We start from the raw sequence: 19090 nt of genomic DNA, 5'->3' as shown, positions 1-19090 counted from the left end.
ACGTTACCGCGAACGGGGGACACCGACGCGCGCCGCCCGGCCGCTGGGCCGGGCAGCAGATCGTATCGGCCTACGGTGCTCACGGATCCCACGCCCCAGCCCTCGCGGAGGTGTCCCCCGTGCCCCGACCGCTCCGCCGCCCTGCCCGGCCGAGGCCGTCCCGCCCGCGACGGCCGCGTGTACGGCGCACCCGGTCGGGCTGGGCCGCGCGGGCGGTGACCACGCTTTCCGTGATGGTGCTCGCCTCCGCGGGCATCGGGCACGCGATGCTCACCGGCCTCGACAACGACATCGCCCGCGTCGACCCCTTCAAGGACATGAAGAACCGCCCGGAGGCGGGCCACGGCACGAACATCCTGCTCGTCGGCACGGACGGGCGTGACCAGGTCACGCAGGAGGAGCGGCGCAGGTACCGGCTCGGCGGGGCACCCTGTCACTGCACGGACACGATGATGATCGTGCACATCTCGGAGGACCGGGAGCGCGCCAGCGTGGTGAGCCTGCCGCGCGACTCGTACGCCGAGACCCCCGAGCACACCGACCGCAACACCGGCGAGCTGCATGCCTCGCACCCGGTCAAGCTGAACGCGGCGTACGCGGAGGGCGGCCCGCAGCTGACCGTGCGCACGGTCGAGCACATGACGAAGGTCAAGATCGACCACTATCTGGAGGTCGACTTCATCAGCTTCATGAAGACCGTGGACGTGCTCGGCGGCATCGAGATCTGCACCCGCTACCCGCTGAGAGACCGGTACACCGGCCTCGACCTTCCCGCCGGCTCGCACCGGCTGAACGGCGGCCAGGCCCTGCAGTACGTGCGCTCCCGCCACACCGACGGGTCCTCCGACCTGGGCCGGATGCAGCGCCAGCAGCGCTTTCTGGCGTCGCTCATCGAGCAGTCCACGTCCTCCGGGGTGCTGCTGAACCCGATGAAGTTCCGTGACGTCACGGGGGCCGTCCTCGGATCGGTGCGCGCGGACGAGGGGTTCGGCACTCGGGAACTGCTCACTCTGGGGCGGGCGATGCGCAACTTCTCGCCCGCTTCGTCCGAGTTCGCCACGGTCCCCATCGGGCAGATGGGGTACGCCGTGAAGGGGGTCGGCTCGACGCTGAAGTGGGACGAGGCCAGGTCGGACCGTCTCTTCGGGGCCCTGCGCGACGACAGGCCCCTGGCTCCGCACAAGGCGCGACGGAGCCGCGCCGTCCGTGTCGAGGTGGCGCCCGAGCAGATCCACGTCCAGGTGGAGAACGGCACGATCGTGGACGGGCTCGCCAAGCGGGTGGACGGCCGGCTGGCGGCCGTCGGGTTCCGTACGACCGGGGTGCCCGTGAACGCGCAGGTCCGGAACGTGGAGCGCACGATCGTCGAGTACGACCCGCGCTGGGACCGCTCCGCCCGGTCCCTCGCGGCCGCCCTGCCGGGGGCCGAGATGCGGGAGATGCCAGGACAGGGGGCGACCCTGAAGGTGATCGCCGGGACAGACTTCAAGAAGGTACGGAAGGTCCGGGCCGCCGACGCGGACCAGGGGGAGTCCGGGGTGGTGACCGGGGACGAGGTCTCGTGCGGGTAGAGGACCGGGGCGGTGGTGCCGTGCCCGCCGGTCGTCAGAGGGAAGTCGGAAACTGGGTCCGTGCGAGGTCAGTGTGAGGTCATCAGCTCCGCCTCGGCCCGGGACACGGTGTGCGAACCGTCGCCGAAGGCCGGCCGGAAGGCCTGCTCCAGCGCGTCGGACCGCGCGGCCTCCGAGACGGTCACGGTGAGGACCATCAGCGCCCGGGCCGTCGAGGCCCGGTCGGTGTCGTCCCGGAGCGTCGTGAACGCCCTCGTCACCAGCTGTTCGTCGATCACGAGGCCGGCCAGGCTTCTGCCGCCGACCCGCTCCATGTCGCGGTGATCGCCCCTGAAGCGCAACCCGTCGGGGGTGCCGCCGCACTCCGTGCCCCGGAAGCAGAAGAAGCGGTCGTGGCCACGCGGTGTCCTGAGCCGGTAGCCGATGACGACCAGGGCCCGCGCCTGTACGAGCAGGCTGACGCGCGGCGCGTCCGGGTTCCCGGGGGCTTCGCCGGCCCGCAGGCCGACCGCGAAGACGTGGGCGGCCCACGGCGCCTCTTCGTCCGGCATCCCTCCACCGGCCGCTCGCTCACGGACCGCCTTGATCATCGCCCGGTACGCCGGCAGACCGTCATTGACGTCCCAGGTGATGTCGCCGTTGCCGTCGATGGCGCCCGCCTTCTCGTCGAACTGGGGGGCCACCAGGACGGCGCCGGCGAGCACACCGGAGATGAGGAGGTAGAGCGCCAGGAACTTCCCCGAGATCCGACGGGCATGGTGGTGGTGACCGGGGCCGTGGACCGGAGGTTCGGGCGTCGCCACGTGCAGGTGCATGCCGAGGACTCCTTCTCGCGCCGCGGCGGGACGGGATTGTCCCGGATCTCCAGGGGTGCGCGAGTCTGTTCAGGTCCCTCAGAGGCAACCAGAGGCAGATGTCCCAACCGGCCAGTACCGACAGGTTTCCCGGGCGTTGACTCGTGTGACGTGTCCAACGGCACATTGCGGCCGGGTTGCCCGGAATATCGGGTTCCGAGGTGGTGGCCTGGTCTGTCATGGCCCCCACCAATTGCCCGCACTGACATTTGTGCGATTTGTGTTAGCTTCGCAACAGCCCCGCCTCTGTTTTCCGACGACCCTTGTAAAGGGCATGGCTGGGCACTGCACACTGGGGCGCATGAATAACTGGCCCGAGGGATGGTCCGACAACAACCGTGGCGGTGGTTACGGCCGCGGTGGTGCGAGCGCACAGCCCGAGGGCGCGCGCGTCATGCGACAGGTGAGGCGGGGCCCTGCGGGGGCGCCCCCGCAGGGCGGGGTGCCGCCGCAGCAGTCGTACAACGACGGGTACGGCGATGGTTACGGCACGCCCGATCCGTACGGCAACGGATACAACACCGGCCAGGTCTACGGGCAGCGGGACGGTGGGTCCGGGGGCCACGGCGGTTACGGGGGACACGGCGACCGGCCCGCCCCGAACTGGCGCCGCCGTATCAAGTGGACGGCGATCACGCTGGTGACCGTGCTGGTCGCGTGGTCCGTCGGCACGTACTTCTGGGCGGACTCCAAGCTGAACCGCGAGGTCGACCTCTCCAAGGTGATCGACCGGCCGGAGGCGGGCGACGGTACGAACTACCTGATCGTCGGCTCCGACAGCCGCGCCGGCCTGTCCGACGAGCAGAAGAAGCAGCTCCGCACCGGGTCCGCCGAGGGCAAGCGCACCGACTCGATGCTGATCCTGCACACCGGCAGCAACGGGCCCACGCTCATATCGCTGCCCCGCGACTCGAACGTCACGATCCCCAGCTACAAGGGCTCCGAGTCCGGCAAGACCTACGAGGGCACCGGCCGCCAGGTGAAGCTGAACGCGGCGTACGCGGAGGACGGGCCCGAGCTGCTGGTCCGTACCGTCGAGGCCAACACGGGCCTGCACATCGACCACTACGTGGAGATCGGCTTCGCGGGCTTCGCGAACATCGTCGACGCGGTCGGCGGCGTGGAGATCGACATCCCCAAGGGCGGCATGAAGGACACCAAGTCCGGTGCCAACTTCGAGGCGGGCAAGCAGACCCTGAACGGTGAGCAGTCCCTCGCCTTCGTCCGCACCCGGTACGCCCTCGCCGGCAGTGACCTGGACCGCACGAAGAACCAGCAGAAGTTCCTCTCGGCCCTGGCCAGCCAGACGGCGACGCCGAGCACGATCCTCAACCCGTTCAAGCTGTACCCGACGATGAGCGCGGGTCTCGACACCCTCATCGTCGACAAGGACATGAGCCTGTGGAGCCTGGGCCAGATGTTCTGGGCCATGAAGGGCGTCACGGGCGGCGACGGCAAGTCCATGAACATCCCGATCTCGGGCAACTCCCCGAACGGCAACCTCCAGTGGGACACCACGAAGGTCAAGCAGCTCGTCAACGAACTCAAGAACGACGAGAAGGTGACGGTCTCGGGCAACTGACCGCGTCACGTAGAAACGTCACAGAGAAGCAGTGAGAGGCCGCGCTGATGCGCGGCCTCTCGCCGTCCTCGGCTGGGGCCGGTCGGGTCACGCCATGGCGGCCGCCATCGAGCGGCACATGTCCGCGCAGCGGCGACAGGCCTCGGCACAGCGCATCATCTGCGGGTCGTCCGGCATGGACATACACGCCTCCGCGCACATGTCACACGCGCGAGCGCACAGGGCGCACATCTCGGCCGACATCGGCGACCGGCGCATCATCATGTCCGCACACATGCGGGTCATCTCGGAGCAGTCCATGAGCGTGCGCATGATCTGCATCTGGGCCTGACCGCCCATCTGCATGCAGGAGCTCATGGTCTCCTCGCACGTGGCGTGGCAGGACAGGCACGCCTGGACGCAGTCCTGCATCTCCTTGCTCATGGGGGTCATGGATCCGGTCTGCTGCATGGCTCCTCCTCGGGGGACGGGGACCCCGTGCGGGGCCCTCACCCTTCCGTGGTACGCCACCCGGCCACCCCTCGCCATCGGGCGGACGGGGACAATCCGCCATGCGGAGCTACCAGGTGAAGTTCGGGTCCACCTTCATGCACGCCTTCTTGTTGGCGCCGTTCAGGGCGTCGGCGGACTCGGGCGTCGTGTCGTCCTCCTTCTTCGCCGGGTACGCCGTCCCCTCGCGCCAGTCCGCGCCCACGACGAGCGTGACCCCGCTGACGTCGGTCGACTTCTCCACCTGGCCCAGCGGGATGCCCAGGGCCTTGGCGACCGCCTGGGCGTCGCCCTCCAGCTCCGCGCTCGGATAGCGCACGACGGTCTCGTCCTCGGTTGCCGCCGTGGTCTGGTCGGCCGTGGCCCTGGTGAAGCCCTTCTCCACGAGCAGCCCGCTCACCGTGCCCGCGCGCCCGGCGGCCGGACCGAGCGCCTGTGTCCTCGTGCCGTTCTGCACGAGCACACCGATCTCGTCCTCCGGGGCGGCCGGGTCGGACGAGGTCTCTTCCGTGGCCGGCTTCTTCTCGTCCTTGCCGTCCAGCGCGATGTCCTCACGCACCAGCCGGAACAACTGCTCGGCGTCGCCCTCCTTCGGGATCACACGGGCGCCGACGTACGTGTACGGCATCGTCGTCATCGTGATCCGCTCGGGCTCGACCCCGCGCAGCTGGGTGCTGAGGTCGTACAGCTTCTTCACGGTGCCCAGGCCGTCGTCGACGGTCAGGGCGTCCGTGGCCTCCTCGGCCAGGTTGCGCAGCTTGTTCGGGTTGGTGATCGTGGCGTTCTCGCGCAGCTCGCGGACCATCGCGTTCATGTACTGGTGCTGCGCCTTGGCACGTGCGATGTCGCTGCCGTCCTCGAAGCCGTACCGGGTGCGCAGCCACTGCAGTGCCTGCTCGCCCTTGACGTACGTCGTGCCCTTCTCCAGCTTCAGGCCCGAGCCCTTGCCCTGGCTGTCCTTGGAGTAGATGTTGTCGGTGACGCACACGGGCACGCCGCCGATCGCGTCGGCCATCGACACCACGCCCGCGAAGTCCACCATCATGAAGTGGTCGATACGGATCCCGGTCAGCTCCTGCCAGGTCGCGACCGTACAGCCGGGGCCGCCGCGGCCCAGCGACTGGTTGGTCATCACCCGGCCGGCGGACGCCGGGTACACCTCGCCGTCGTCGGGGTCCGTGCACTTGGGGATCTGCAGCAGCGTGTCGCGGGGCATGCTGATGACCGACATGTTGGTGCGGTCGGCGGACAGGTGCAGCAGCATCTGGACGTCCGCGAGCGGGGTGCCACCGAAGGTCTCCCTGGCGCCGCCGAGCTTCTGGTTCTCCTTGGTGTCCCGCGCGTCCGAGCCGATGAGCAGGATGTTCAGCGGGGTCTGGCCGGCCGCGTTCGGCGTCGGCCCGGCGATCTCTTTGTCACCGAGGTTCAGGTCGTCCTTCTTGATGTTGCCGTTGAGGTGCTCGTAGTAGAGGTAACCCGCTCCCGCGGTGCCGAGTATCAGCACCGCCAGGACGGTCGCCGACCAGCGCAGGACGCGGCGTCTGCGGCGTGGGCGTCCGGGAACGCTCCCGCGCTCGCGGCCACCCCCGCCGTGCTGTCCGCCGCCCTGCGGCTCGGACGCCGGAGCGCCGTCCTCCTTCGGGCCGCTCCCGGCGTCGTGCTGTCCGTCGCCACCGCCGTCACCGCCCTCCTGCACCCCTGGCCGGCAACGATCCTCTCGCACACCACCGCGCACCAACTCCCTGCCCCTCCCCACCCTGCCTGCCGAACGGGACCGTCCCCGCGCACTGTTGGACTGTCGAAAGCCCAACTCGGATGTATTCACGACTGGTTTGAACGCGTCACAGGTCCGATCCGTATGACACGTTCGTACGCCCGGTCCTGGACGCCCCGTTGCGCCCGCCCCGGACAGGAGTACGCGCCCGGCTCGGCCTCCCGTCGTACCGCCGACCCGGACACTCACGAGGAACGCCCGGGCCGGACACGCGCACGCCCGCTCGGGACGCGCTCTCGTGTCCGGCCCGGACACACCTCACACGTTGTGAGACGCGAAATGACCCCGTCAGGTCATCACTCGGCGCACGTTTCCTTGTCCGCCGTGTTCTTCTCGACGTCCAGATCGGCCGCCGACGCGCTCCCCGACTTCCCGGCGCCCTTGAAGTCCTCGCCGAGGGTGAGGATCATCGCGGGCAGCCCCTGCGCGTTGCTCTCGCTGGCGCCGTCACCGGGCTTCAGCGCCGACGCGGGCAGGCCCAGTATGTCGGCCAGCTTGCGTGCCTGGTCGGCCTGGTCGGGATCGTACGCGAGGGTCGTCTTGGCCTGGTTCTTGTCGGCGTTGCCGAGCTGACTGGACTTGGTGACGCCCTCGTCGTTCTGCAGGTAGGTGAGAGTCTCCTGTGCGCTGCCGGCGACGGCGCCTCCGTTGTAGATGTCCACCCGGACCTCGGAGGCCTCCGCCCGCGGACCCTTGAGCTTCGCGTCCTCCTTGGCCTTCTGCTGCTTCTTCACCTCGGTGAGCGACACATCGTCCCTGACCGTGTCGAACAGCGCCTGGGCCTTGTCCGGGGCGGGCAGCACGGTCGCACCGTCGGTGTTGTCGATGACGGGGACGGTCGTGAACGTGAGGTTCTTGGTGTTGACCTTGCCGACCTCCTGGCCGAGCGCGGCGAGCTTGCGCAGGTCCGCGATCTTCGAGTCGACAGTGAGCGCCTGGGTGCCCGCCTCGGCCAGCTTCAGCATCTTCGACGGGTCGGTCAGCGTGTCGTTGGACTTCAGCTTGCGCATCAGTGAGCTGAGGAACTGCTGCTGGAGCTGGATCCGGCTGAGGTCGCTGCCGAAGCCGACGGTGTACCGGGTGCGCACGAACGCCAGTGCCTGCTCGCCCTGGATGACACTGTTGCCCTCGGGCAGCTTCAGGTGGGACTTCGGGTCGTCGATGGCCTTCTTCAGGCAGACCTCGACACCGCCGACCGCCGTGGACAGCGTCTTCACCGCGTTGAAGTCGGCCACCATGAAGTGGTCGGGGGTGATCCCGGTGAGTTCCTTGACGGTCCGCATCGTGCAGCTCGGGGTGCGCCCGGACTGGCCGAGGCTCACGTTGAAGCGGGTACCGGGCGTGCCCGCGATGTCCTTGGTGCTGCCGTCCTCCTGCGTGGTCGGGCAGTCCGGGATGTCCACGACCATGTCCCTCGGGATGCTCATCGCGGTCGCGTTCGTACGGTCCTTGGAGACGTGCAGCAGGATCGTGGTGTCCGCATGGCCGGCGCTGCCGGTGTCGCCGTATCCCTCGTTGCCCTTACCGCTGCGTTTGTCGGTGCCGATGATCAGGATGTTGATCGCGCGGTCCGTGCTGAAGCCGCCGGTGCTCGCTCCGTCGTCGGAGAGAGCCGTGATGTTGTCGTTGAGGTGCTGGTAGTAGAGATAGCCCGCCGCGCTCCCTCCGACGAGGAGGAAGGCCAGCACGCCGCCCGTCCAGACGAGGGCCTTCTTGCCCTTGCTCTTGGGCTTCGTCCGGCGGCGTCCCGGCGGCGGCTCGGGTGGCGCGCCACGCCGACGGCGCTGTCCCGGCACCACCTCCGGCATTTCCCGGGTGCCCGGTCCCGCCGACACGGGTCCCGTACGGGTTCCGGCGGACCGCTTCCCCGTGGCGCCCGCACCGTTTCTCCGGGGCCTCGGCACCGTTGACTGCGGTGCGGAAGGGGTCAGTCGCAATTCGTATTCACCGGTGTTCGGGTTGAGCACCCACTGGTCTGCGGGGTCGATGCCATCCGCCCGCCCACGGCCTTGCGCGTCCACGGTTGTCCGATTCCTCCGTTGGGGCCACGCGGCGCCTTCCCCCTCAAAAGGCGCTCGGGTCTCGTGCAAGTGGTGCGCGGCCAAAGAAGGCCCGGCACACCGGATCGCTCACACTATCCGCCCGATTAGGCGTCAAGCGACGGCGGTGACAAATTCCACGTCCATACAACTGGGCAATCCGCCCATTTCTTAGTGCATTTGTTCCCTGCGTTGACACGCGTTTTACCTACAGGCGCCCTCGGCGGCCGTGCTGCCACGGAAAGTAGGAGCTGGATCGGACTCACGGGAGCCCTCCTCGCGCGTGTCCTCGGGGGACTCGCTGTAGTCATGCGGGTGCGCGTTCGACTCCTTGTACGGATTCTCCCCGCCCATGTGTTCACTCCGACCTCCGACTTCTGGCGCCGCATTGCGGCTTTTTGGGCCGGAATACTCCGTATTCTCTGTGACCACCGTCACTGGAGCGTCCGCGCGCAACTGCGCAAAGAGTTTCTCCGCCGCAGGCTCCATGAGTTGGTCGCGATTGGTGTCGAAGGGGTACGACCGGCGGGGTGCGGTCAGGAATTGCACGTTTCCCGTAGGGATCATGCGCATGCCCCGCACGAGGTCATACAAACCGCGCAAACTGGCCAGCTCCGGGTCCGTGGTGAGCGCCGAAGTGGCCGCGTCCAGCACGGGGTAGAGCCTTGCCGGGCTCAGCAGGACGCCATTGCTCTTCACCTTGCTGACGAGTGCGCCGAGGAACTGCTGCTGGCGGTCCATCCGCTCGGTGTCACTGCCGTCGCCCAGCGATTTGCGGGCGCGCACGTAACCGAGCGCCTGTTCCCCGCCGAGCCGCACCTTGCCCGCGGGCAGCCGCAGTTTGGCCGCCTCGTCGTTGATGGGCTCCCTCATGCAGACCTCGACCCCGTCGAGCGCGTCGACCATCTCTTTGAAACCGCGGAAGTCCACCACGATGTGGTGGTCGACACGGATGTCCGTCAGCTTCTCGACCGTACGGATCGTGCAGGCCGGTCCGCCCGTCTGGTAGGCGTTGTTGAACACCGTGAACACGGGCTTCGTGCGCGTCCCGTCCCGTCTCAGGCAGCTGGGCACGTTCACCATCAGGTCGCGGGGCAGGGACACCGCGGTGGCGCTGCGCCGGTCGGCCGCGAGGTGCAGCAGGATCGTGGTGTCGGAGTGCTCGGTGCCGGAGTTCCGCCCGTATGTGAGGTTGCCCGCTCCCGAGCGCGTGTCCGAACCGATCAGCAGGATGTTCTGCGCGTCACGCACCAGCGCGGTGGGGCGCTCCTTCTCGTACCGGGCGAGTTCGTCCGCCGTCCTGGTGTCCGGCGTGATGTTCCCGTCCAGCTTCTCGTACGCGGCCCACCCGACCCCGGCGGTTCCGGCCGCGAGCAAGGCCAGCCCGACCACACTCCACTTCAGCCACTCCCGCCGCCGGCGTATGCCGCTCGGGGCGCCCTCGGTACCTCTCACCTCCGGGTCACCCCCTCGTGTCGTACGAGCGACGTGCTCTCACGACGATGCCTCAGGGAGGGCGGGGATGGCGGCCGGGAGTGGGCCGAATGGGGGAGAAGCCGAGAACGGGGGGAGTGGCAAGCCGCATCGGACCCGCAGCGGCGAGACCACCCGCGCCCCCCCCCGGTATCCCGCTCAGGCCAAGCGGCAGCGAGCTGGCAGTGAGTCGCCAGCGGGCCGCCAGCGGGCCGCCAGCGGGCCGTCAGTGAGCCGTCGCCGTCACCCGCTCGCTCTCGACCCGCTTGGCCAGCGAGTCCTCCCCGAGCCGATCGAGATGCCGGCACAGCACCACGGACCCGCCCGTCGCGAGCGGCGCGTACAACCCGGCGTCCAGCCCCTCCCAGGTGTCGTACGGCAACCCCGAGAGCAACCGCGACCCGGGCCCGGTCAGGCCCAGCGCGGGCGCCTCCGCCCGGGCCCGCTCCACGACCTCCGCACCGCTGAACTCCCGCCCGGCCACGATGAGTGCGGGCTCCTCGGGGTCGACGGGCACGTACGGCGCGAAGCGGTCACCCTGGCCGGGGACCTCGACGGCGTAGTCGCTGAACCCCTCCGGCAGCTGCGGGAAACGCCCCCCGAGCGGCCGCAGCGCCAACGCCACGCGCTCCCCGGAGCAGGCGCGGGCCGCGTCCAGCGTGTCGGGCCCGCTGACCACGATGTCGGCCGCCGCCGGCGTACCGGCCACGTCCGCGACCACACCCACCGACGAGCACGCCAGCAGCCACACGGCGGTCTGCCAGTGTGCGGGCAGCAGGAGCGCGACCCGGTCGCCGGGCTCGGCGGAGAGCCCGTCCTGGAGCAGGTTCGCGGTCTTGGCCACCCAGTTGGCGAAGGTGGCCACGGACAGTTCGACACGTTCGCCCGTGGCGTCGTCGTAGAAAGTCACCAGGGGGCGCGCGGGATCCGTGGCGAGCGCGGATCGCAGCAGGTCGGCAGGGGTGCGGTCGGTGGCGTTCACGCGGCAAGCGTACGCGGGGCGCGAGCCGGGTCCGGCCGCCCGGTCGATCGGCCGGACCACCGGTTCGGGGGAACTCGGCCGACGATCCGTTAAGTCCTGGATATGCATATAAGCATGACTGTGCCCAAGATCAGGCGTATGCGTAGATTCCTGGCATCCTCGATCGGCGTCACATGCGCCGCGGCCCTGTCCCTTCCCCTGGTCCTGCCCGCGCCTCCGGCCTCGGCCGCATCGGTCACCCCACTGTCCGGCGAGTCCCCGCCCGGTGAGCCTCTGTCCGCCGAGCCCGTGTCCGGCAGCACCCAGTCGATCCCGCTCGTCCCCCTCGGTGGTGACCGCGCGGGCGGTCCGGACGTGGCGGAACAGGGCGTCACGCGCCGGGGCGTGCGCTCGTTCTCGTTGGTCGGCGTCGTCTGGGACGACCCGGAAACCGAGCTCCGCGGCCGCGTCCAGGTCCGTACCCGGGCGACCGGCACGGCCCGCTGGTCCGGCTGGCAGGACATCGAGACGCACAACCAGGAGCACGCGGCGGACCCGGAATCCGCTGAGCGTGCCTCCGGACGCGTACGCGGTTCGACGGCGCCGCTCTGGGTCGGCGCCTCGGACGGGGTCGAACTGCGGGTCCGCGCGGAGATCGAGCACCGGACGGGAGTCCCCGGAGTCCAGACGCTGCCTTCGGGGCTGCGCCTCGAACTCGTCGACCCGGGAGTCGGCACCGAGCCCCCGCCGGTCGGCGGGGGCTCCGCGGACGCCTCGCGCCTCGGCCCGCTGACCGCCGAGGCGGCCGCCGCCTCCGCCGTGAACGCGGAACTCGCGCCGCTGGGCGCCCTGGAGATCCCCGCGCTGTCCGCGCGCGACGCCGACCAGCAGAACGTTGCGGATCCCGGCGCGGCTGCGCGCGTCGCCCCACGGCCGGCCATGGTCACACGCCGCGGGTGGGGTGCCGACGAGCAACTGCGGGAGCGCCAGTTCCTCTACACGAAACGGGTCAAGGTGGCCTTCGTGCACCACACCGCGTCGGGCAACAACTACAGCTGCTCGCAGGCCGCTTCGGTCATCCGCAGTATCTACCGCTACCACGTGCTGAGCACCGGCTGGCGCGACATCGGCTACAACTTCCTCATCGACAAGTGCGGAACCATCTACGAAGGCCGCGCGGGCGGCGTCGCCAAGGCCGTCATGGGCGCGCACACCCGCGGGTTCAACGCGAACAGCATGGGCGTCGCCGTCATCGGCAGCTTCGGCACCACGAAGCCGCCCGGCGCCGCGGTCACGGGCATCGCGAAGCTCACCGCCTGGAAACTCGGGCTCTACGGGGCCGTCGCGAACGGCAAGACATATCTGACGTCGGGTGGTGGCAATCTCTACGCAAAAGGTAAGAAGGTACGACTGAACGTGATCTCCGGTCACCGGGACGGCTTCGCCACCGAGTGCCCCGGCCGCGCCCTCTACAGCAGGCTCGGCACGGTCCGCTCGCAGGCGGCGCGGTACCAGGGCCGGTAGCGCGGTACCAGGGCAACTACACCTGCAACTACAACTCCACACAGAGCCGTCTCCCCACACAGCCGTCGACGGACCCCGCACCGCCATCGAAGGCGTATCGAACGCAGGCGTATCGAACGGTCTGCACACACTGGCCGGCCGACATTCAGTTCGGCCGGTCCCGGCAGGAAGCAGAGACGACAGGTGACAGAAGCGATTCTCCTGGTCGGTGGCAGAGGCACCCGGCTGCGTCCGCTCACGGTGCACACCCCGAAGCCGATGGTTCCGGCGGCGGGCGTCCCCTTCCTCACGCACCAGTTGGCACGGGCGAGGGCAGCGGGCGTCGACCACATCGTCCTGGCGACCTCGTACCTGGCCGAGGTCTTCGAGCCGTACTTCGGCGACGGTTCGGCGCTCGGCCTCCACCTGGAGTACGTCACCGAGGAGGAACCCCTCGGCACCGGCGGCGCCATCCGTAACGTGGCCTCGCGTCTGCACTCGGGGCCCGACGACCCCGTCCTGGTCTTCAACGGCGACATCCTCACGGGCCTCGACATCAGGGCCCTGGTGGCGACCCACCGGTCGACCGGCGCGGACGTCTCCCTGCACCTGACGCAGGTCACGGACCCACGCGCCTACGGCCTGGTCCCCACGGACGCGACAGGCCGTGTCACAGCATTCCTGGAGAAGCCGCAGACCCCCGAGGAAATCGTCACGGACCAGATCAACGCAGGGGCGTACGTCTTCCGCCGCTCGGTCGTCGACACGATCCCCACGGGCCGCCCGGTCTCGGTCGAACGCGAGACGTTCCCGAACCTGCTGGCGGCGGGAGCGCACCTCCAGGGCATGGTCGACTCGACCTACTGGCTGGACCTCGGCACCCCGGCGGCCTTCGTCCGCGGCTCCGCCGACCTGGTCCTCGGCCGGGCCCCGTCCCCCGCGATCCCCGGCCGCTGCGGCGATCGTCTGATCCTGCCCACCGCCCGGGTCGCCGGAGACGCCAAGCTGACCGGCGGCACGGTGGTCGGCGAGGGCGCCTTCGTCGGCGAGGGGGCACGCGTCTCGGGCAGTACGGTCCTCGCGGGCGCCGTCGTGGAACCCGGCGCCGTCATCACCGACTCCCTGATCGGCGTCAGGGCCCGCATCGGCGAGCGCTCGATCCTGACCGGCGCGGTCATCGGCGACGGCGCGGTCATCGGGGCGGACAACGAACTCCGGGACGGCGTACGCGTGTGGTGCGACGCGAGAATCCCGACAGCGGCGGTGCGCTTCTCGTCGGACGAGTAGAGGGCTCCGCCCGTGCACTTGTCGGCCCGGTCCAGCACCAACAAGCCCGTCCGTCGCTTGAGGACGAGGCCGTCAAGGCCGATGAACACCACTCACTCACCCGCACCAGCTCACCCGCACCAACTCACTCGCCCCGGGCCCCCGCCCACAGCAGGGGTCTGGGGGCGCGGCCCCAGCGATGGGACGGGTAGGGGCGGCGGGGGCGACAACCCTCCACGGCCACCCCGAAACGCACCACCCCCTACGCCTACAACCGCCCGATGTCCCCCCGAGGCATCCGCGGCACACGACGAGGCGGCGTACGCCCCGACAACAGGATCAGCCGAGCCGCCCGATGTCGCTGCCCGGCATACGGCTCCAGCAGCGACAACATCACCGCGTCATCCGCGTCCCGGTCGCCCGCCAGCGCGTACCCCACGATCCCCGGCAGATGCAGATCTCCCACGGTCACCGCATCCGCCGCCCCATGACTCCGCTGCACGGTCTCCGCCGAGGTCCACGGCCCGACCCCCGGCACGACCTCCAGCCGCCGCCGCGCCTCCTCCGGCGCCATCCCCGCGCCCTCCTCCAGCCGAGCGGCAACCCGGACGGCCCGCAGAATCGCCGACGCCCGCTTGTTGTCGACCCCGGCCCGATGCCACTCCCACGACGGAATCAGCGCCCACGTCCGCGCCGCCGGCATCACATGCATCGGCCCCGGCACGGGCCCAGGCGCCCTCTCCCCGTACTTCCGTACGAGCAACCGCCACGCCCGGTACGCCTCATCCGTGGTGACCTTCTGCTCCAGGATCGACGGAATCAGCGACTCCATCACCAGCCCGGTCCGGGTCAGCCGTAGCCCCGGCCGCCGGTGCCGCGTCAGCGCGACCAGCCGATGCCGTGGCTCGAAGGCCTCCGGCTCGTCGAACGCCCCGAGCAGCGAGGGCAGTTGGTCCAGCAGCCAGTCACGGCCCGGCCCCCACGCCTCGGCCTGGGCCACCCCGCCCCGCAACGCGACCCGCAGCGTCCCGGGCCCGGCCGGCGTACGCGTGGCCCGCCACACGGACCCGTCCGGAGCCGCACGGAACGTCGGATCGGCGGGCCCGCGCCGCAGCGGCCCGAGCACCAGCCCCAGATCGAGGGGCCCGCCGGGCACCCACGTCCGTGTCCGCCCCGCCGCGGGAGCGGGCCGCGCCGTACCGCTGCCCCTGGGTCCGGGCACGGCGACATGACCACCGCGCACGGTCGTACGTGTGGGCCGCGGTGCGAAACGTCCTGCCACGGTGAGGTCCTGGGGGTCGCTGAACGAAATGAGGGAAGTAGAGGCTGCCGAAGAGGGAAAGAGGGAGCCGGAGCTGGAAGGAGTAGGTGCCGTGGCTTCAGTCCACCACGCTCACCGCACCTCGATGAAGGCCCCCGCATCCCGCTCGGGCCGCGGTCTCGGTGCCTCGGCCGCGTGGCCCACCGCCACGGCCCCCATCGGATCCCACTCCTCCGGCAGCCCCAGCACGTCCCGTACGACGTCCCGGCAGAACAACGTCGACGACACCCACGCGGAGCCCAGCCGCTCCCCGGCCAGTGCCACCAGGAAGTTCTGCACCCCGGCCCCGGCGGCGACCACGAACATCTCCCGCTCGGCCCCGTCCCGCCGCGCGTCCCCGTACGTGTGCGAGCCGTCCATGACGAGACAGGGCACGACCAGGTAGGGCGCGTTCCGCAGGACGTCGCCCCGGCGGATCCGCTTGGCGATGGACTCCTCGCTCTTGCCGTCCCGCCGCAGATCCGCGATCCACGCGTCCCGCATGGCGTCCAGCAGTCCTGTGCGCGACTCCTCGGACTCCAGCAGCACGAACCGCCACGGAGTGGTGTGGTGCGGCGCCGGCGCGGTGACGGCCGCGGCCACGGCACGCCGTACGGCACCGGGATCGACGGGCTCGTCGGTGAACGCCCGTACGGTACGCCGCTGGGTCACCGCCTCCCGTACGGCCTCGGACGTCCCGAGCCGGAACATGTCGTCCCGCGACACGCGCACCATGGCCTGCGCTCCGACGCCGTCGTCCCCGGCCGCCACCAGGTGCGCCAGTCCGCGGACGACGGCGACGGGCAGCCCCGCGGCCTTGCCCTTCACCAGGTCCCCGGCGGCGGCCAGCTCGTCGGCGGTCGCGACGACGGTCGCGCTGAGCGGATTGCCGTGCGCGTCGGTCCCGCCCCGCAGATCGTCGAGCACATGCACGCCCGCGGCCCCGATGGCGACGTCCGTCAGCCCCATGCGCCACGGTCGCCCGAACGTGTCGGTGACGAGGACGCCGACGTCGACGCCGAGCGCGTCCCGCAGCCCCTCCCGTATGTCCCGCGCGGAGGCGTCCGGGTCCTCGGGCAGCAACAGCACGGTCCCGGACGGGGTGTTGGAGGCGTCGACCCCGGCGGCGGCCATGATCAGCCCCTGCCGGTTCTCGACGATCCTCAGCGGCCCGCGGCGCGCCACGACCCGTACGGTCTCGGCGTCGATCGCGGCCTCGCGGTCGGTGGCCTCGATGATCCGGCCCTCCGCCTTGGACACGATCTTCGAGGTGACGAGGAGCACGTCCCCGTCGGCGAGCCCCGGCTCGGCGGCGGCGATCAGCTTGGCGAGATCGTCGCCCTGCTGCACCTCCGGCAGCCCGGGAACGGCCCACACGCGGAAGCCGGCAACAGCGCTCGACCCATCGCTGCCCGTGCCCTTCGACGGCTCGCTGCTCAAGCGCCCCGCACCTCCTCGGCCAACGTCAACGCCTCGCGGGCCATCTGAGCTGCCGCGTCCAGGTCCGTCATCATCAGCGGCACGGCCCGGCACCGGATTCCGGCGCCCTCGACGCGCTCCACCGAGCCCGCGTCCACCGTGTCGACCAGCCACCCGTCCAGCAGCCCCGACCCGTAGTGCTCGGCGACGGCCGCGGCCGTGGACTCGACGCCGACGGCGGCCAGCACCTTGTCGGCCATGCCCCGTACGGGCGCGTCTCCGACGATGGGGGAGAGACCGACGACCGGCACTCCGGCCTCGGCGATCCCCTCGCGGATGCCGGGCACGGCGAGGATCGTGCCGATGGACACGACGGGATTGGAGGGCGGGAAGAGCACCACGTCCGCCTCGGCGATGGCCTTCAGGACACCGGGCGCGGGCTTCGCCTGTTCCGCACCCACCGGCACGATCGCCTCGGCGGGCACGGAGGCGCGCAGCCGCACCCAGTACTCCTGGAAGTGGATGGCCTTCCGCTCCCCGGAGTCCGGGGTGGCCCCGCTGTCTGGCAGCGTGACCGCGACATGGGTCTCGATGCGGTCGTCGGACATCGGAATGAGCCGCACCCCGGGCTTCCACCGGTCGCACAACGCCTCGGTGACGGCGCTCAGCGGATAGCCGGCGCTCAGCATCTGTGTGCGCACGATGTGTGTGGCGAAGTCCCGGTCGCCGAGCCCGAACCAGTCGGGCCCCACCCCGTAAGCCGTGAGCTCTTCCTTGAGGTGGAAGGTCTCGTCGGCCCGGCCCCAGCCCTGTTCCTCGTTTATGCCGCCGCCGAGCGTGTACATCACCGTGTCGAGGTCCGGGCAGACCTTCAGCCCGAAGAGGTGGATGTCGTCCCCGGTGTTGCCGATGACGGTGACGTCCGCGTCCGGCGCGGCCTGCTTCAGACCACGCAGGAACCGGGCACCACCGATGCCGCCTGCCAGAACCACAATGCGCATGGGAGTCAGTGTTGCAGGCGGCTACGACAACCGGTCGGGCAGTCGAGTCAGGCAGTCATGTCGGACATCCCCTCAGGCGGTCACGTCCGCGGTCGGGGACGCGGCCGCGCAGCGGGCCGAGTGCGCCATGGGGGTCCCCCCGGTCGAACGAAGTTGAGACTGGGGGCGCATCGGCATCTCCGTCAGCCCCGGGTAGTAGACGTGCAGGCTGACCGCCGGTTCGAGTGCGTCGTTCACCACCTCGTGCACGTATCCGGGCGCGAACACCCGCTGCGCGCCGGAGCCCAGGGCGCGCGTGCCGCGCTCGGTGCGCTCGGTCAGGGCGCCGGTGAGGACGGTGAGCACGCCGGAGGAGCGGCCGTGGCCGTGCAGCCCGCTTCCCTGCCCGGGCACCCAGGACAGCAGCCACACCTCGTAGCCGGGGCCGGTGCGCAGCCGGTGGTACCAGCGGGACGTCGCGTCGTACTGGACGAGGTGCTCCCACTGGGAGCGGTCGGCGGCGATGGAGCGGGCGAGGCCGGCGAACTCGGCCACGGTGACCGGGTGCTCGCGCGGGGCCTGGAGGAGGTGCGGTACTTCGAGGATGTCGCCGGCGATCTGGAGGTCGCTGTCGCTGTTCATGGGTGGGTGATTCCTCGGCGGAAGTGTGCGGAAGTGTGGGGGTGGGGGACGACTGGGTGTCGAAGACCGTCGCCCGGGTCACGGGCGTTGTGGTGCGCCCGGGTACGGGCGGCGTGAACAGCAGCCGAGCCCTGTGGGGGCTCAGTGGCAGCCGGAGCGCGTTGGGCTCAACAGCTGGAACAGCGACAGCTACAGCGAGCGCGGGCAGCACCGAGGAACCCGGCGGAGCGGGTCGAGGTGAGTGCCAAGTTCGCGAGCATGCCCCCTAGAACACCGGTTTCACACTTCGACTGTCAACTTGACGCCCGACATGTGGGAGATGTTTCACCTCATCCGGTCCATCTGGCCGGTGAAGGGTTTGTGCGGGCGATCCCGGGACACATCGCCCCATCGGGCACACGCGGCGCCCCATCGGGCACACGCGGCGTCCCATCGGGCACGACCTCCGTGGCGGATTCGCCATCCGTGTGGAATCCGTGAGCTTCGGCGTTCGAGTCGCAACGGGATCGAACTTCTGGACGTCTTTTCCCGTATGGGAGGGAGACGCGCCCCAGGTCCCCGCCGCCTGTCATGGTTTATGCCGATTTGAACACTTTCCGCATAGGCTTGGTTCCGCAGAGTGAATAAGGGGCTCAATAGCAGATCTCGGCTTGACTCGCCCGTAGCAGCACACTTGTAATTTCACTCGTGTCGTTAGCCGAAATCGGTAACGGCAGCACCACGGGGACGCGAAGGACGGACGAGGGGCGCACATGACCGAGCTCGTGCAGCAACTGCTGGTCGACGACGCGGACGAGGAACTCGGCTGGCAGGAGCGCGCGCTCTGCGCCCAGACCGATCCCGAGTCCTTCTTCCCCGAGAAAGGCGGCTCGACCCGCGAGGCCAAGAAGGTCTGCCTGGCCTGCGAGGTCCGCTCCGAGTGCCTCGAATACGCCCTCGCCAACGACGAGCGGTTCGGCATCTGGGGCGGTCTGTCGGAGCGTGAGCGCCGCCGCCTGAAGAAGGCCGCTGTCTGAAAACAGGCGCATGGTGCGCGGGGCGGAAGCGGGGCGGGAGCGGAGCCGAAGCGGACGGCGCACCCACCGGAACCAGCCACGCGCACGCGTGAGCACCGCTGACCAAACAGCACACACCCCTACGTAACGATCGGCCCGTCGCCGGTGGGTTGTCCACAGGCGGCGGGCCGCCGTGCTGCCCAGCCGTTAGTGTGGTCGCTCGTCCGAGACGTCCGCTGTCC

Annotated in this window: 15 protein-coding genes; 5 read left to right on the top strand and 10 right to left on the bottom strand. The window is 70.2% G+C overall.

Features of this window, described 5'->3' with window-relative positions:
* Window positions 1–233: 233 nt before the first annotated feature.
* Window positions 234–1571: an LCP family protein gene (locus E0500_RS04070; protein WP_131559314.1), complete on the top strand. Its 1338-nt coding sequence runs from the start codon at window positions 234–236 to the stop codon at window positions 1569–1571.
* Window positions 1572–1639: 68 nt separating this feature from the next.
* Here E0500_RS04070 and E0500_RS04065 read toward each other — a convergent pair whose 3' ends face one another.
* The gene (locus E0500_RS04065) at window positions 1640–2386 is read right to left on the bottom strand and encodes a ribosome-inactivating family protein (protein WP_131559312.1); all 747 of its coding nucleotides are present in this window, start codon (window positions 2384–2386) and stop codon (window positions 1640–1642) included.
* Window positions 2387–2726: 340 nt separating this feature from the next.
* Here E0500_RS04065 and E0500_RS04060 point away from each other — a divergent pair, with 340 nt between their 5' ends.
* Entirely contained in the window at window positions 2727–4007 is a 1281-nt protein-coding gene (locus E0500_RS04060) for an LCP family protein (protein ID WP_181586859.1), read from the top strand.
* A gap of 87 nt (window positions 4008–4094) precedes the next feature.
* Here E0500_RS04060 and E0500_RS04055 read toward each other — a convergent pair whose 3' ends face one another.
* The 5 genes from E0500_RS04055 to E0500_RS04035 all read right to left on the bottom strand — a co-directional run bounded on the left by E0500_RS04055 (window position 4095) and on the right by E0500_RS04035 (window position 10764).
* Window positions 4095–4457 (bottom strand): four-helix bundle copper-binding protein, encoded by a 363-nt coding sequence (locus E0500_RS04055; protein WP_131559308.1) that lies wholly within the window; start codon window positions 4455–4457, stop codon window positions 4095–4097.
* Between the two features lie 109 nt (window positions 4458–4566).
* Window positions 4567–6234, bottom strand: coding sequence for an LCP family protein (locus E0500_RS04050; protein ID WP_131559372.1), 1668 nt, complete (start codon window positions 6232–6234; stop codon window positions 4567–4569).
* Between the two features lie 332 nt (window positions 6235–6566).
* On the bottom strand, window positions 6567–8291 hold the full coding sequence (locus E0500_RS04045) for an LCP family protein (protein WP_131559306.1): 1725 nt from the start codon (window positions 8289–8291) through the stop codon (window positions 6567–6569).
* 222 nt (window positions 8292–8513) lie between these two features.
* Window positions 8514–9734 (bottom strand): LCP family protein, encoded by a 1221-nt coding sequence (locus E0500_RS04040; RefSeq protein ID WP_399120145.1) that lies wholly within the window; start codon window positions 9732–9734, stop codon window positions 8514–8516.
* A gap of 274 nt (window positions 9735–10008) precedes the next feature.
* Complete coding sequence (locus tag E0500_RS04035; RefSeq protein WP_131559302.1) at window positions 10009–10764, bottom strand: TIGR03089 family protein; 756 nt, start codon at window positions 10762–10764, stop codon at window positions 10009–10011.
* Between the two features lie 138 nt (window positions 10765–10902).
* Between E0500_RS04035 and E0500_RS04030 the strand changes: the two genes are divergently transcribed.
* On the top strand, window positions 10903–12267 hold the full coding sequence (locus E0500_RS04030; RefSeq protein ID WP_131559300.1) for a peptidoglycan recognition protein: 1365 nt from the start codon (window positions 10903–10905) through the stop codon (window positions 12265–12267).
* Between the two features lie 183 nt (window positions 12268–12450).
* Window positions 12451–13533 carry an NDP-sugar synthase gene (locus E0500_RS04025; protein ID WP_131559298.1) on the top strand — a complete coding sequence of 361 codons (1083 nt, stop codon included), beginning with the start codon at window positions 12451–12453 and terminating at the stop codon, window positions 13531–13533.
* A 247-nt stretch (window positions 13534–13780) separates the two neighbouring features.
* Here the strand turns inward: E0500_RS04025 and E0500_RS04020 are convergent, their stop codons facing one another.
* The 4 genes from E0500_RS04020 to E0500_RS04005 form a co-directional block, all read right to left on the bottom strand.
* Window positions 13781–14794, bottom strand: coding sequence for a DNA-3-methyladenine glycosylase (locus E0500_RS04020; protein ID WP_131559296.1), 1014 nt, complete (start codon window positions 14792–14794; stop codon window positions 13781–13783).
* 111 nt (window positions 14795–14905) lie between these two features.
* Window positions 14906–16252 carry a coenzyme F420-0:L-glutamate ligase gene (locus E0500_RS04015; protein WP_131559294.1) on the bottom strand — a complete coding sequence of 449 codons (1347 nt, stop codon included), beginning with the start codon at window positions 16250–16252 and terminating at the stop codon, window positions 14906–14908.
* Entirely contained in the window at window positions 16249–17232 is a 984-nt protein-coding gene (cofD, locus tag E0500_RS04010) for a 2-phospho-L-lactate transferase (RefSeq protein WP_131559292.1), read from the bottom strand. Before cofD ends, E0500_RS04015 begins: the two co-directional genes overlap by 4 nt.
* Window positions 17233–17304: 72 nt before the next feature.
* Window positions 17305–17853: a cysteine dioxygenase family protein gene (locus E0500_RS04005; protein ID WP_131559290.1), complete on the bottom strand. Its 549-nt coding sequence runs from the start codon at window positions 17851–17853 to the stop codon at window positions 17305–17307.
* Between the two features lie 752 nt (window positions 17854–18605).
* Between E0500_RS04005 and E0500_RS04000 the strand changes: the two genes are divergently transcribed.
* Window positions 18606–18869 carry a WhiB family transcriptional regulator gene (locus E0500_RS04000; protein ID WP_003975777.1) on the top strand — a complete coding sequence of 88 codons (264 nt, stop codon included), beginning with the start codon at window positions 18606–18608 and terminating at the stop codon, window positions 18867–18869.
* The last annotated feature ends 221 nt before the right edge of the window (window positions 18870–19090 follow it).

The sequence above is a fragment of the Streptomyces sp. KM273126 genome (genome assembly GCF_004337435.2).
In the GTDB taxonomy this organism is placed as follows: Bacteria; Actinomycetota; Actinomycetes; order Streptomycetales; family Streptomycetaceae; genus Streptomyces; species Streptomyces acidicola.
This window is presented reverse-complemented; position numbering and strand designations above follow the sequence as displayed.

What these genes read in the sequence shown, in the direction of transcription:
- E0500_RS04055 (WP_131559308.1), bottom strand. Translation starts at nt 4,457, where the DNA reads ATGCAGCAGACCGGATCCATGACCCCCATGAGCAAGGAGATGCAGGAC.
- E0500_RS04065 (WP_131559312.1), bottom strand. Translation starts at nt 2,386, where the DNA reads ATGCACCTGCACGTGGCGACGCCCGAACCTCCGGTCCACGGCCCCGGT.
- E0500_RS04070 (WP_131559314.1), top strand. Translation starts at nt 234, where the DNA reads ATGGTGCTCGCCTCCGCGGGCATCGGGCACGCGATGCTCACCGGCCTC.
- E0500_RS04000 (WP_003975777.1), top strand. Translation starts at nt 18,606, where the DNA reads ATGACCGAGCTCGTGCAGCAACTGCTGGTCGACGACGCGGACGAGGAA.
- E0500_RS04030 (WP_131559300.1), top strand. Translation starts at nt 10,903, where the DNA reads ATGCGTAGATTCCTGGCATCCTCGATCGGCGTCACATGCGCCGCGGCC.
- E0500_RS04005 (WP_131559290.1), bottom strand. Translation starts at nt 17,853, where the DNA reads ATGAACAGCGACAGCGACCTCCAGATCGCCGGCGACATCCTCGAAGTA.
- E0500_RS04060 (WP_181586859.1), top strand. Translation starts at nt 2,727, where the DNA reads ATGAATAACTGGCCCGAGGGATGGTCCGACAACAACCGTGGCGGTGGT.
- cofD (WP_131559292.1), bottom strand. Translation starts at nt 17,232, where the DNA reads ATGCGCATTGTGGTTCTGGCAGGCGGCATCGGTGGTGCCCGGTTCCTG.